The 12,602-nt window shown below is 76.1% G+C and carries 15 protein-coding genes; 7 read left to right on the top strand and 8 right to left on the bottom strand.

Features of this window, described 5'->3' with window-relative positions; genetic code table 11:
- Both AB0O29_RS31340 and AB0O29_RS31335 read right to left on the bottom strand, forming a co-directional pair.
- On the bottom strand, positions 1-672 hold a 672-nt coding region (locus AB0O29_RS31340), incomplete at its 3' end, for a TerD family protein (RefSeq protein WP_365158381.1).
- Between the two features lie 109 nt (positions 673-781).
- Positions 782-1,444, bottom strand: a complete 663-nt coding sequence (locus tag AB0O29_RS31335) for an NAD(P)-binding domain-containing protein (RefSeq protein ID WP_365158373.1) — start codon at positions 1,442-1,444, stop codon at positions 782-784.
- 217 nt (positions 1,445-1,661) lie between these two features.
- Here AB0O29_RS31335 and AB0O29_RS31330 point away from each other — a divergent pair, with 217 nt between their 5' ends.
- Positions 1,662-2,123 (top strand): hypothetical protein, encoded by a 462-nt coding sequence (locus AB0O29_RS31330; protein ID WP_365158370.1) that lies wholly within the window; start codon positions 1,662-1,664, stop codon positions 2,121-2,123.
- 49 nt (positions 2,124-2,172) lie between these two features.
- Here AB0O29_RS31330 and AB0O29_RS31325 read toward each other — a convergent pair whose 3' ends face one another.
- The 4 genes from AB0O29_RS31325 to AB0O29_RS31310 all read right to left on the bottom strand — a co-directional run bounded on the left by AB0O29_RS31325 (position 2,173) and on the right by AB0O29_RS31310 (position 5,576).
- Complete coding sequence (locus AB0O29_RS31325) at positions 2,173-3,534, bottom strand: FAD-dependent oxidoreductase (RefSeq protein ID WP_365158367.1); 1,362 nt, start codon at positions 3,532-3,534, stop codon at positions 2,173-2,175.
- A 137-nt stretch (positions 3,535-3,671) separates the two neighbouring features.
- Positions 3,672-4,205, bottom strand: coding sequence for a GNAT family N-acetyltransferase (locus AB0O29_RS31320; protein WP_365158364.1), 534 nt, complete (start codon positions 4,203-4,205; stop codon positions 3,672-3,674).
- A gap of 68 nt (positions 4,206-4,273) precedes the next feature.
- Positions 4,274-5,239 carry a 2-oxoglutarate and iron-dependent oxygenase domain-containing protein gene (locus AB0O29_RS31315; protein WP_365158361.1) on the bottom strand — a complete coding sequence of 322 codons (966 nt, stop codon included), beginning with the start codon at positions 5,237-5,239 and terminating at the stop codon, positions 4,274-4,276.
- Positions 5,240-5,384: 145 nt separating this feature from the next.
- Complete coding sequence (locus AB0O29_RS31310; protein WP_365158383.1) at positions 5,385-5,576, bottom strand: hypothetical protein; 192 nt, start codon at positions 5,574-5,576, stop codon at positions 5,385-5,387.
- 255 nt (positions 5,577-5,831) lie between these two features.
- Here AB0O29_RS31310 and AB0O29_RS31305 point away from each other — a divergent pair, with 255 nt between their 5' ends.
- Both AB0O29_RS31305 and AB0O29_RS31300 read left to right on the top strand, forming a co-directional pair.
- Complete coding sequence (locus AB0O29_RS31305; protein ID WP_365158358.1) at positions 5,832-6,365, top strand: HPP family protein; 534 nt, start codon at positions 5,832-5,834, stop codon at positions 6,363-6,365.
- 107 nt (positions 6,366-6,472) lie between these two features.
- Complete coding sequence (locus tag AB0O29_RS31300) at positions 6,473-7,222, top strand: VOC family protein (RefSeq protein ID WP_365158379.1); 750 nt, start codon at positions 6,473-6,475, stop codon at positions 7,220-7,222.
- A gap of 23 nt (positions 7,223-7,245) precedes the next feature.
- Here the strand turns inward: AB0O29_RS31300 and AB0O29_RS31295 are convergent, their stop codons facing one another.
- Positions 7,246-7,668, bottom strand: a complete 423-nt coding sequence (locus AB0O29_RS31295) for a YjbQ family protein (RefSeq protein WP_365158355.1) — start codon at positions 7,666-7,668, stop codon at positions 7,246-7,248.
- 97 nt (positions 7,669-7,765) lie between these two features.
- Between AB0O29_RS31295 and AB0O29_RS31290 the strand changes: the two genes are divergently transcribed.
- On the top strand, positions 7,766-8,800 hold the full coding sequence (locus AB0O29_RS31290) for a PHP domain-containing protein (RefSeq protein WP_365158354.1): 1,035 nt from the start codon (positions 7,766-7,768) through the stop codon (positions 8,798-8,800).
- Here the strand turns inward: AB0O29_RS31290 and AB0O29_RS31285 are convergent.
- Positions 8,797-9,642, bottom strand: coding sequence for a UbiA family prenyltransferase (locus AB0O29_RS31285; protein ID WP_365158351.1), 846 nt, complete (start codon positions 9,640-9,642; stop codon positions 8,797-8,799). The genes AB0O29_RS31290 and AB0O29_RS31285 overlap by 4 nt on opposite strands.
- 89 nt (positions 9,643-9,731) lie before the next feature.
- Between AB0O29_RS31285 and AB0O29_RS31280 the strand changes: the two genes are divergently transcribed.
- From AB0O29_RS31280 to AB0O29_RS31270, 3 genes are read left to right on the top strand one after another with little or no spacing between them, the layout of a single operon-like run.
- The gene (locus AB0O29_RS31280) at positions 9,732-10,793 is read left to right on the top strand and encodes a 3-oxoacyl-[acyl-carrier-protein] synthase III C-terminal domain-containing protein (RefSeq protein WP_365158348.1); all 1,062 of its coding nucleotides are present in this window, start codon (positions 9,732-9,734) and stop codon (positions 10,791-10,793) included.
- Between the two features lie 40 nt (positions 10,794-10,833).
- Positions 10,834-11,367, top strand: a complete 534-nt coding sequence (locus tag AB0O29_RS31275; RefSeq protein WP_365158376.1) for an isoprenylcysteine carboxyl methyltransferase family protein — start codon at positions 10,834-10,836, stop codon at positions 11,365-11,367.
- Positions 11,364-12,398, top strand: coding sequence for an NAD(P)/FAD-dependent oxidoreductase (locus tag AB0O29_RS31270; RefSeq protein WP_365158345.1), 1,035 nt, complete (start codon positions 11,364-11,366; stop codon positions 12,396-12,398). The genes AB0O29_RS31275 and AB0O29_RS31270 overlap by 4 nt, the downstream gene beginning before the upstream one ends.
- Positions 12,399-12,602: the final 204 nt, after the last annotated feature.

Raw genomic sequence — 12,602 nt, 5'->3', positions numbered from 1 at the left:
CGATGGGCCTGTACGACGGCACCGGCTTCGCCGTCGTGGACGAGTTCCGGTCGATCGACCTCTGAGGCGCGGCCGCGTGGCGGGCACGGGGCCTGACGGCGTGGCGGGCACGGGGCCTGACGGGGTGGCGGGTGCGGGTGTCCGCGGGGGTGTCGGGGCGGGAGGGGCGTCGTCGACGGTGATGCCGTAGTCCGTGGCCAGTCCCGCGAGCCCGCTCGCGTACCCCTGGCCGACGGCGCGGAACTTCCACGTCCCGGCCCGCCGGTAGAGCTCCCCGCCGATCAGGGCGGTCTCCGGCCCGGCCTCTATGGCGAAGTGGGCCACCTCGGCCCCCGACACCGCGTCGAGCAGCCGCAGGTGGAGCCCGGGGACCTGGCCGAACGCGCCGCCGTCGGCGGAGGCACAGAGCACGACGCGCTCGACGTCCGGCTCCAGGGCGGCCAGATCGACGTCGAGGGTGTCGGCGCCGGGCCGCTTCCCGACGTGGCGCACGGCGCCGGAGGCGTGCCGGGGCTGGTTGTAGAAGACGAGGTCACCGTCGGAGCGGACCCGTCCGCCGCCGGCCAGCAGCAGCGCGGAGGCGTCCACGTCGGGCACGCCCGGCCCGGGGGACCAGCCGAGCACGGCTCTGACGGAGGCTGCCGCGACCGGCAGGTTGGCGCCTTTGCTCATTGTCGTCACGTCCGACAGTCTGCCCGGTGGAGCGCGCCGCGGGCGGCGGAACCCGGGCCGCGGCGGCCCGGACCGCCGTACCGGGGTCCGGGCCGCCGCCGTGACGGGCTCAGCCGCGGAAGGCCTCCGGGCGGACGGGCGATGCCTCGGCCAGGGCGCGGGTGACCGCCTCGGCGCCCGCGCGCAGCCCGTAGACGGGGGTGGCGGGCTGCTGGCGCCAGGAGTCGTCGATGCCGCCCGCGTCCACGGTGTCGAAGCCGAGTTCGTCGATCAGGGCGCGGACGGCCTTCTTCGCCCCCTCGTCGTCGCCGGCGACGGGCAGGGCCATGCGGTCCGGGTGGCCGGCCGGCAGGGGCCGTTCGAGGATGTCGGCCGCGTAGGTGCCGTTGAACGCCTTGACCACCGGGTGGCCCAGCTGGCGTTCGGTCCAGCGGCTCTCGGTGAGGCCCTCGTCCTCGACGGCGGCGATGCGGCCGTCGCGCTCGCGCGGGTAGTAGTTGTTGGTGTCGATGAGGGCGAAGCCCTCGGCGGCCCCGTCGAGGATTCCGGCGGGCAGGTCGGGGGCGTTCTTGAAGGGGACGGTGACCACGACGATCTCGGCGCCCAGGGCCGCCTCGGCGACGGTGACGGGGGTGGCCCCGGTCTCCTCGGCGAGGGCGGTCAGGGTCTGGGGGCCACGGGAGTTGGCGACGCGGACCTCGTGTCCGAGGGCGGTGAGCCGGCGGGTGAGGTTGCCGCCGATGTTGCCGGCGCCGATGATGCCGATCTTCATGAGCTCTCCAGTGCGTACGGAGTCGGATATCGCGTCCGTCGCAACCTCCGGCCGGGCCGCCGCATTCCGCCGCCGGGCGGGCGCGGGGGCACAGATCGCCCGTACGAGCGAAATCTCGCCATTTCCCGGACAAGGAGAACCCGTTGGCGGCCCCGGCGCGTCTTCCGGGGCAGCCGGGGACCGTACCGGCACGTGATCACGGGGAAAGGTACCGCCGATGCTCCAGCTCCCGACCAAGCGCACCACGTCCGTCGCCCTCACGGCCGTCGCGGGCGCGGCCGCCCTCTCCTTCGCCCTCGCCGGCGGGACCGCGGCCACGGCCGCCGCCCCGCCGTCCGTCTCCGGCAGCCCGGAAGGGGCGTTCACCCGGATCGCCGACTTCTACGGCTCGTACATCGACGCGGTCTACGACGGCGACGGCCGCACCGCGGACCAGCTGCGCGCCTTCTACCTCTCCGAGCCGCTCCAGCGGGAGCTGAGGCAGTGGGAGGACGCGAACCACGCCAACGGGGTGCTGCGCGCCCAGAACGTGCCGCTGAAGTGGAAGGTGACCTCCGTCGACAGCGGGATGGGCAAGACCAACGCCTCGGTCACCCTGACGTGGAGCGGCGACACCACGACCACGGTCTACGTGCAGGCCGACCTGAGGACCAAGAAGATCACCTCGATCCGGGGCTGACCCCGGGCACGACGGTGGGGCCCGCCGGACGGCGGGCCCCACCGGTGTCTCAGGCGCCGCTGGCCCCGAGCATGTCCTCGCGCTCCACGATCTTCACGCGCTCGCGGCCCTGCGGCTCGCCCAGCGCCTTCTCGGCGGCGTCCAGCGCGTACCAGCCCTCCCAGGTGGTGTAGCGGACCTGCCGCTCGGCGAGGAAGGCCTCGACCGCCTCCGGCTCGGGGGCGGCGGGGGTGAGCAGCCGGCCGTGGGCGTGGTCGTCGAGGAGGCTGGCGACCGTCTCGTTGGCGTCGCCCTTGGTGTGGCCGATCAGGCCGATGGGGCCGCGGCGGATCCAGCCGGTGACGTACGTGGACGCCAGGTGCGCGCCGGACTCGATGACGCGGCCGCCCTCGTCCGGCACGGTGCCCGACTCGACGTCCCAGGGGAGCTTGGGCAGTTCGTCGGAGAGGTAGCCGACGGCCCGGTACACGGAGCCGACGTCCCAGGTGGTGAACTCGCCGGTGCCCTTGACGTTGCCCGTGCCGTCGAGCTCGGTGCGCTCGGTGCGCAGGCCGACGACCCTGCCGTCCTCGCCGAGGATCTCGGACGGGGACTCGAAGAAGTGCAGGAAGAGCTTGTGCGGGCGGTCGCCGGTGTCGCGGATCGCCCAGTTCTCCAGGGTCTTGGCGACCATGTCCGCCTGCTTGTTGGAGCGGCGGGTGGCGATCGAGCCCTCGTCGTAGTCGATGTCCTCGGGGTTGACGATGACCTCGATGTTGGGCGAGTGGTCGAGCTCGCGCAGCTCCATGGGGCTGAACTTCGCCTGCGCCGGGCCGCGGCGGCCGAAGACGTGGACCTCCAGGGCCTTGTTGGCCTTGAGGCCGTCGTAGACGTTCGGCGGGATCTCGGTGGGCAGCAGTTCGTCGGCGGTCTTGGCGAGGATGCGGGCGACGTCCAGGGCGACGTTGCCGACGCCGAGGACGGCGACCTTCTCGGCCTCCAGCGGCCAGGTGCGCGGCACGTCGGGGTGGCCGTCGTACCAGGAGACGAAGTCGGCGGCTCCGTACGAGCCGTCGAGCTCGATGCCGGGGATGCCGAGGGCGCGGTCGGCGGTGGCCCCGGTGGAGAAGATCACGGCGTCGTAGAAGGAGCGCAGCTCGTCGAGGGAGATGTCGCCGGGGTAGTCCACGTTGCCGAAGAGGCGGACCTGCGGCTTGTCGAGGACCTGGTGCAGGGCGGTGATGATGCCCTTGATGCGGGGGTGGTCGGGGGCGACCCCGTACCGGATCAGGCCGAAGGGGGCGGGCATGCGCTCGAAGACGTCGATGGACACGCCGGGGTCGGCGGCCGCCTCGGACTTCAGCAGCGCGTCGGCCGCGTAGATGCCGGCGGGGCCGGCGCCGACGATTGCTACCCGCAGAGGGCGAGGCATGAATGGGTTCCCTTCGACCGAAAATCGGACTGATCAAGGAAACCCTAAACTAAGGTCACCCTAACCCCATACCCGCCTCTTGTTTATAGCCTCATAAGCCGAACTTATGACTTACCAAAGACTGACTTCTGCCTGACTCAGGCCTCGTACTCCGTGAGGTCGATGCCGAAGAGGGCGACGGGGGCTCCGGTGGCGGGGTCGACGGTGTCTCCGTCGGGCGCCATGCCGAGCTTGCGGATCACGTTGGCGGACTCCTCGTTGCCGACCCGGTTGACGGCGACGACCCGGTCGAGGCCGCGGTCCTGGAGGGCGAACTCCAGGGTGGCCTGGGCCGCCTCGGAGGCGTAGCCCTGGCCCCAGAAGGGCCGGCCGAGGCGCCACTCGACCCGCACCTGGTGCCGGGTCTCGGGCAGGTCGTCGGCGGCGGACAGCCCGACGGCGCCGATCAGCTCGCCGGAGGCGAGGAGCTCGACCGCGAAGACGCCGAAGCCCTCGTCGTCCCACTCCTCCTCCCAGAGCTCGATGGCCTCGGCGGTCCCGTCCAGGTCGAGCACGGAACCGTCGCCGATCCAGCGCATCACGTCGGGGTCCGAGGTGATCTCCGAGAGGGGGACGAGGTCGTCGTCGGTCCAGCGGCGGAGGAGGAGGCGGGGGGTGCGGATCTCGGTCATGCCCCACATCCTGCCGAACCCGGCCCGACCAGGGGTAATCGGGGCGGGGTCCGGGCCGGCGGCCGGGGTCAGGCGACGGTGATCTGGTCCAGCTTCGCGCGCAGGTAGGCGTGCGAGTCCACCGGCTCGTGCGCCACCCGGCCGACCGGGGCGGGCAGCGGCTCGACGCGGGTGTGGGCGTCGCACTCGTAGAAGTAGACCAGCGAGACCAGCTCCTCCGCCGGGGCGTGCGCGGGCGGCGGCAGGACCCGGTGGCGGCCGGCCCGCCACCGGTCGCCGGTCCAGCGTGCCAGCAGGTCGCCGATGTTGACGGTGAGCGCTCCCGGGTCCCAGGGGGCGTCCTGCCAGCCGTCGGCCTCGGTGTGGATCTGGAGCCCGCCCGCGCCCCGCTCGCGGTCCAGGACGGTGACCGTGCCGAAGTCCGTGTGCGGGCCGATGCGGAATTGTCCGGGCAGGGGCTCCCCCACGCTCCGGGTGCCGGGGTACCAGTTGAGGTTGAACCCCCAGGTGGGGTGGCCGGTGTGGCGGGTGAAGTGGTCCCCGGGCAGGGTCAGGGCCACCGCGAGCAGCTCCAGCAGCTCGTCGGAGAGGGCGCGCATGGCCGCCAGGTACGCGGTCACGGGCGCCCGCAGGCCCGGCACCTCGGCGGGCCAGGTGTTCGGCCGGAACCATTCGGCGTCGACCGGGGGCACGCCGGTGGGTTCGTCGGCCGCGAAGGACCAGGACTCCTTGAGGTCGGGCGGCGAGGCCGTCCCCTCCGCGTACGCGTTGGCCTCGGCGCCGGGGCCGAGCCAGCCGCGGCCGCCGACGCTGACCGCGTACGGCCGCTTCGCCTCGGGCGGCAGCCGGAAGAAGGAGCGCGCCGCCTCCCGGATCCGGGCGGGCAGCGCCGGGTCCACCCCGTGCCCGGTGACCAGCAGGAACCCGGCCGCCTGGAGGGCCTCGTCCACCCGTCCCGCGATCCGGGCGCGCTCGTCGGGGCCGCCGGAGCGCCACGCCCCGAGATCGATGACGGGGACCTGGGAGTGCGCCATGGGGGACCTGCCTTCCGCCGGGGGACGTGACGAGCGTAGGGGTTCGGGGCCGCCCGGGACCGCCGAACGGCGGCGAGCGGCCCGGACGGGGGGGGCGCTGGGACGGGGGCGGGGGGCGCGTCCGGGGGCGCTACGTCCGGGGGCGCTAGTCCGGGAGCTCGGCGCCGCAGCGGGCGCAGTGGTACGCCGCCGGGTCCTCGGCCAGGCGCCCGCAGTCGGGGCAGACCCGGTGGAGGAGGCAGGCCGGCTCACCGCCCTCGGCGGGGGCGGCGGGCGGCGCGGCGGGCGCCGGGCCGCCGTGGTCCGGGGTCCCGGAGGGCCGGGGGTGCGTCGTCATGCGCGTTCCGCTCCTTCGCCGGGCCGCCGGTGTGTCCGGTCGTGCCCCGTCCGCCCCGCGGGGCCGCGGGGGCCTCAGGCGTCACGTGCGCCTACCCCCGGCGCCCGGCCGCACACCGGTGGTCGATACAGTCATGTCCGGAACGCGTCGGCCGCACACTCCCCGGCCGAGCGGCCCGCCGTCCGGTCGACCACCAGGGCGGGCGGGGCCGCCCGCCCTCCCTGCCCCGGCCCCGCACCGAAATCCCGCTCCCGCATGCCTCTCGCGACCCCCCGTACCCCCACCGCCCCCGCCGCGCCCACCACGGCCCCCGGGGCACCGCCCCGGCCCAGTGCCGTCGCGGCCTTCCACAGCGTCAGCGCCGCCACGACGGTCCTGCTGGCCCTCGTCGCCATCGGCGCGGCCATCCACGAGCCGGTGCTGATACCGCCGCTCGCCGCCAGCGCCGCCCTGGTGCACAGCGCCCCCACCCTGCCGCTGGCCCAGCCGCGCGGGGTGGTCGTCGGCCATCTGATCGGCGCGGCCTGCGGCTACGCCGTGCTGACCGGCTTGGGCGGCTCCGCCTGGGCGGCAGCCGTGGCGGCCGGGCTCACGCTGGCCCTGCTGACCCTCGCCCGGACCCCGCACTCCCCCGCCGTGGCCACGGCCGTGGTGATCGTGCTCCAGGCCCCGGCCCCCGCCCGCTTCGTCCCGCTGCTCTTCGGCTCGACGGTGCTCCTGGTGCTCACCGGGTACGCCGGCTCCCGCATCCGCCGCACCGCACCGAGGTACCCCGCCTACTGGTGGTGATGACCTGCGGGCGCGCCTGCGCCGCACCGAGGGGGCCCGGGCGCTACTCCTAGTCCGTGGAGATTTCGACGAAGGACGTGTTCGGGGCCCCCTGCTGGGTGAGTCTGATGGCCCGCGATCTGGAGGCCTCCCAGCGCTTCTACGGTGCGGTCGTGGGGTGGACGTTCCGCCCGGCCCGGTTCGGCTCGGCCTTCTCCATGGCCGTGCTGGACGGCGTACCGGTCGCGGGGATCGGGGCGCTGGCCGGGGACCTGGCCGTGGCGGTGGCGTGGACCCCGTACTTCGCCGTCGACGACGTCGACGTGGCCGCGGCCCGGATCCGCGAGCGCGTGGGCACGGTGGCGGTGGGCCCGGTCTCCTTCCCCGGCGGCGGGCGGGCGGCGCTCGTCGCCGACCCGGACGGGGCGGTGTTCGGGATCTGGCAGGGGCCGGTCTCCTCGGGCTGGCGGGTGGGGCTGGGCCCGGCGCCCGCCTGGCTGGAGCTGCGCACCCGCAACGCCTTCGACGCGGCCCTCTTCTACGGGGAGGTGCTGGAGTGGGCCACGGGCCGCACCGGCTGCTGCGAGGTCTCCTACGAGGAGGAGCAGGTCGTCCTGCGCCAGGGCGGGGAGCCGGTCGCCCGGCTGGACAGCGGGCCGGTGGAGGTCGGGGCCTACACCCCGCACACCCGGCCGCGCTGGCACGTCCACTTCCGGGTCCCGGAGCTCGACGCCGCCGTCGAGGCGGCCCTCGACCTGGGCGGGCGGACCGTCTCGGTGGTCACCTCGGACGGCCGGGAGCGCTCGATCATGCTGCGCGACCCGGACGGGGCCCTGTTCACCCTCACCGAGCGGGTCGGGGAGGACGGCACGGGCTGACGGGGGCCCAGCCGGGGCGCGGGCTAGCCGAGGAAGGACAGGCGGACCCGGCGGTCGGGGTTGTCCCTGTTGGTGTCGACCAGGCAGACCGACTGCCAGGTGCCCAGCTGGAGGCGGCCCCCGACCACCGGCAGGGTGGCGTGCGGGGGGACGAAGGCCGGCAGGACGTGGTCGCGGCCGTGCCCCGGGGAGCCGTGCCGGTGCTCCCAGCGGTCGTCGGCGGGGAGCAGGGTGCGCAGGGCGCCGAGCAGGTCGTCGTCGCTGCCGGCGCCCGTCTCGATCACGGCGATGCCGGCGGCGGCGTGCGGGACGAAGACGTTGAGGAGGCCGTCGCGGCCGGCCGCGGCCTCGGCCAGGAAGCGCTCGCAGTGGCGGGTCAGGTCGGTGACGGTCTCGGCGCGGCCGGTCGTCAGGTCGAGGACCCGGGTGGTGAATCGGTCGGACATACGGACCATGATCGCGCACGGGTCCGGGGCCCGGGGTCCGCCGCGCGCTCGCCGCCCCGCCGGCGGGTTGGGACACTGGCGGCGTGAGGTGGTGCCCATGGACCCGGTGGCGGCGCTGGACCGGATCGCCTTCCTGCTGGAGCGGGCGCAGGCCCCGGAGTACCGGGTCCGGGCCTTCCGCACGGCGGCCTCCGTACTGACCCGGATGGGCGCGGCGGAGACGGCGGAGCGGGCCGCCGCCGGAACGCTGGAGGCCGTCAGGGGGATCGGGCCGAAGACGGCCGCCGTGGTGCGCGAGGCGCTGCTCGGGGAGGTCCCGGCGTACCTGCGCGGGCTGGAGGACGAGGCCGCGGCGATGCCCGAGGGGCCGCCGCCCTCCCCCGCCGCGCTGGCGCTGCGGGCGGCGCTGCGCGGGGACTGCCACCTGCACTCGGACTGGTCGGACGGCGGGAGCCCGATCGGGGCGATGGGCCGGGCGGCGGCCGCGCTCGGGCACGAGTGGGCGGTGCTCACGGACCACTCCCCGAGCCTGAAGGTCGCGCGGGGCCTGTCGCCGGAGCGGCTGCGGGAGCAGCTGGAGGTGGTGGCGGAGCTGAACGCGGGGTGGGCGCCGTTCCGGCTGCTGACCGGGATCGAGTGCGACATCCTGGCGGACGGCTCGCTCGACCAGGAACCGGAGCTGCTGGAACGGCTCGACGTGGTGGTGGGCTCGGTGCACTCGAAGCTGCGGATGGAGTCCCCGGCGATGACCCGGCGGCTGCTGGCGGCGGTGCGCAACCCGCTGATGGACGTCCTCGGGCACTGCACGGGCCGGCTGGTGACGGGTCGCACCCGTCCGGAGTCCGCCTTCGACGCCGGGGCCGTCTTCGCGGCCTGCGCGGAGTCGGGGACGGCCGTGGAGGTCAACAGCCGCCCGGAACGCCTGGACCCGCCGCGCCGGCTGCTGCGCCTGGCGGTGGAGGCGGGGGCCCTCTTCGCGATCGACACGGACGCCCACGCCCCGGGCCAGCTGGACTGGCAGATCCTGGGCTGCGGCCGGGCGGCGGAGTGCGGGGTCCCGCCGGAGCGGGTGGTCAACACCTGGCCGGCCGACGTCCTGCTGGCCTGGACCCGAACCCGCCGGGCTCCCTAGCGCAGGCCCGCGCCGCGGGCCAGGAGGAGCAGGACGTCGCCGCCCGCGACCGCCAGCACCCCGAGGAACGGGATCCGCCCTGGGGCCCTGGACGTGCCCAGGAGCAGGGCGCCGGTCAGGGCCAGGAGGGTCCAGCCGTACGGGGTGACGCGCCCCGGCGGGCCCAGGACCAGGAGGGCCGCCGAGCCGAGGACCAGCAGCGCGGCCACCGCGGCCGCCCGGCGGGCACCGAGCCGCTGCGGCAGCCCGCGCACGCCGGCGGCGAGGTCGTCGGCGATGTCGGGCAGGACGTTGGCGAAGTGGGCGCCCGCCCCGAGCAGCGCGGCGGCGCCGGTCAGCCAGGGCGGCGGCCAGGGCGCGCCGGGCAGGCCGAGGGTGACGAAGGCCGGGAGGAGGGCGAAGGCGAGGGCGTACGGGAGCCAGGACGCGGCCGTGGCCTTGAGCCGCAGGTTGTACGCCCAGGCGGCCGCGACCCCGGTGAGGTGCGCGGCGCCGGCCGCCGGGCCCGGGACCAGCGACAGCGGGACGCACAGGGCCAGGGCCGTGAGGGCCGCGGCGGTCCCGGCGGCGGCCGGGACGCCGCCCGTGGCCAGGGGTTTGTCGCGGCGTCCGGCGGCCCGGTCCCGCCGCAGGTCGACGCGGTCGTTGCACCAGCCCACCGAGAACTGGCCGGCCGCCACGGCCGCCGCCGTGAGGGCGGTCCCGGCGGGCCCGCGTCCGGCGGCGGCCGCCAGGACGGCGGCGAACAGGGTGACGGCGGCGGCCGGGAGGGGGTGGCAGGCCCGCAGCAGGCCGCCCACCGGGACCGTCGGGAGGGGGAAGGCGGGTGAGGGGGCGGGCACGGCGTCACGCTACGCCGTGACGGCACGTTGGATTCACACCCTTCGCGCGCTTCGCCCAGGTTCGACCCGTTCTTCCCTATGTTGGGCCAATGACCCGAGTCCTGTCGGTGCGCAGCGTGTTCCCGCCCCACCTCTATCCGCAGGATCGGATCACGCGGGCACTGGCCCGGTTTCTGCCGCCCGGCGCCGACGCCGCCCTGCTGCGCCGGGTGCACTCCTCGGTGCGGGTCGGCTCCCGCCACCTCGCCCAGCCGCTGGAACGCTACGGCCCGGACACCGACTTCGGCACCAGCAACGCCCTCTTCCTGCGCACCGCCCTGGAACTCGGCGCCGAGGCCGTCGGCCGGGCCCTCGCCGGGGCCGGTCTGACGGCGCCGGACATCGGCCTGGTGGTGTCGACGACCGTCACCGGGCTCGCCACCCCCTCCCTGGAGGCCCGGCTCGCGGCCCGGACGGGGCTGCGGCCCGGCGTGCGGCGCGTCCCGCTCTTCGGGCTGGGCTGCGCGGCGGGCGCCGCCGGGCTGGGGATGCTGCACGAGCAGCTGGCCGGGCGCCCCGGGCAGGCCGCGCTGCTGCTGTCCGTGGAGCTGTGCTCGCTGACCCTCCAGCCCTCCGACACCTCGATGGCGAACCTGGTGGCGGGGGCCCTCTTCGGCGACGGGGCCGGGGCCCTGGTCGCGGTGGGGGCCGGGCACCCGCTGCACGACGGCGCCGGCGGCCCGTCGGTGGTGGACGCGCGCGGCCGCCTCTACCCGGGCACCGAGCACCTCCTCGGCTGGGACATCGGCCACTGGGGCCTGCGCATGGTCCTGGGCCGGGAGCTGCCCGAACTGGTCGGGCTGCACGTGGTGGAGGAGGTCGAGTCCTTCCTGGCCGGGCACGACCTCAAGCCCTCCGACGTCGACGTCTGGATCTGCCATCCGGGCGGCCCGAAGATCCTCGACGTGCTGGCCGGGTCCCTGGGACTGCCCGGGGACGCCCTCGCGGAGAGCCGCCGTTCGCTGGCGGCGGTGGGGAACCTGTCCTCCGCGTCCGTCCTGCACATCCTCGGCGCCGTCCAGGCCGCCGGGCCGCCCGCGCCCGGATCGGTGGGGCTGATGCTCGCCTTCGGTCCGGGTTTCGCCTCCGAACTCGTCCTGCTGCGCTGGTGAGGTGCCCATGCCGCTGTTCCCGTCGATCCCCTCGACCCCGCTGACCTGGTACTTCCTCCTCCTCGCGCTGGTCGCCGCCGAGCGACTGGCCGAGCTGGCCACGGCCCGGCGCAACGCCGCCTGGAGCCTGGCGCGCGGCGGCCGGGAGTACGGCCGCGGCCACTACCCGGCCATGGTCGTGCTGCACGTCGCCCTGCTGGCGGGCTGCGCGGCGGAGGCCGTGCACCGGCCGTTCCTGCCCGCGCTGGCCTGGCCGGCGCTCGGCGTGCTGGCGGCGGCGCAGGTGCTGCGCTGGTGGTGCGTGCTCTCGCTGGGCCCGCGCTGGAACACCCGGGTCATCGTGGTGCCCGGGCTGCCCCTGGTGGCCTCGGGGCCGTACCGGCTGCTGCGGCACCCGAACTACGCGGCGGTGGTGCTGGAGGGGCTGGCGCTGCCTCTGGTGCACACGGCGTGGATGACGGCGCTGGCCTTCACCGTGCTCAACGCCCTGCTGCTGCGGGTGCGGATCCGCTGCGAGAACTCCGCGCTCACCTACGCCCGTACGGCCGATCCGCTGCTGGGCCTGGTGCGGTGATCGACCTGCTCGTGGCGGGCGGCGGCCCGGCGGGGCTGGCGACCGCGATCCACGGGGCGCTGGCCGGGATGGAGGTGGTGGTCCTGGAACCGCGCCCGACGCCGGTCGACAAGGCCTGCGGGGAGGGGCTGATGCCGGGCGCCGTCCGGCGGTTCGAGGAGCTGGGCGTGGCGGTGACGGGGCGTCCGTTCCACGGCATCGGCTACGTGGACGGGGTGACGGGGCTGCGCGCGGAGGGGCTCTTCCGCGCCGGCCCCGGGCGCGGGTGCCGGCGTACGGAGCTCCAGGCGGCGCTCGCCGACCGTGCGGCCGGGCTCGGCGTACGGGTGCTGGCGCGGCGCGCCGGGGAGGTCCGCCAGGACGGGCGGCGGGTGTCCGCGGCCGGGCTGACGGCCCGGTACCTGGTGGCGGCGGACGGGCTGCACTCGCCGGTGCGGCGCGGGCTGGGCCTGGCGGTGCCGGCCGTGCCGGGGCGGCAGGCCCGGTTCGGGCTGCGCCGGCACTACGCGGTGGCCCCCTGGAGCGACCTGGTCGAGGTGCACTGGGCGCCGGGCGCGGAGGCGTACGTGACCCCGCTGGCCGCCGACCGGATCGGGGTGGCGGTGCTGACCTCGGAGCAGGCGCCGTTCGACGTGCAGCTGGCCCGCTTCCCGCTGCTGGCGGCCCGGCTGCCGGCGCCGCCCGCCCGGGGCGCGGGGGTGCGCGGGGCCGGGCCGCTGCGCCAGCGGGCGCGGACCCGGGTGGCGGGGCGGGTGCTGTTCGTCGGGGACGCGGCGGGGTACGTGGACGCGCTGACCGGCGAGGGGCTGACCCTGGCGGTCTCGGCGGCGGAGCAACTCGTACGGTGCGTGCGCGCGGGCCGGCCGCAGGAGTACGAACGGGCCTGGCGGCAACTGTCGCGCACCTACCGCACCCTGACCTCGTCCCTCCTGTGGGCCCGCCGCCGGGCCCCGCTGGCGGCACGCGTCGTCCCGCTGGCGGCCCGGATGCCGCGGGTGTTCACGGGCGCGGTGAACCTGCTGGCCCGGTGAGGGGCCGGGGGCGCGGCGGGCACGGGCGGGCGCGGTAGACGCGGTGCGCGCGGTGGACGGTGGGCGGGCGCGGTAGACGCGGTAGGTGGGCGGGCGCGCCGGGCGCCGTGGGCGGGCAGTGGGCGGGAGCGGTAGGCACCGTAGGCGCCGTGGGCAGGCGCGGGGACTCGATGTTCTCGCTGCCCAGCACCTCCACGGCGTGCC

Source organism: Streptomyces sp. NPDC089915 (assembly GCF_040684675.1).
GTDB lineage: Bacteria > Actinomycetota > Actinomycetes > Streptomycetales > Streptomycetaceae > Streptomyces.
The sequence above is the reverse complement of the archived record's forward strand: the minus strand, read 5'-3'. Positions and strand labels throughout refer to the sequence as shown.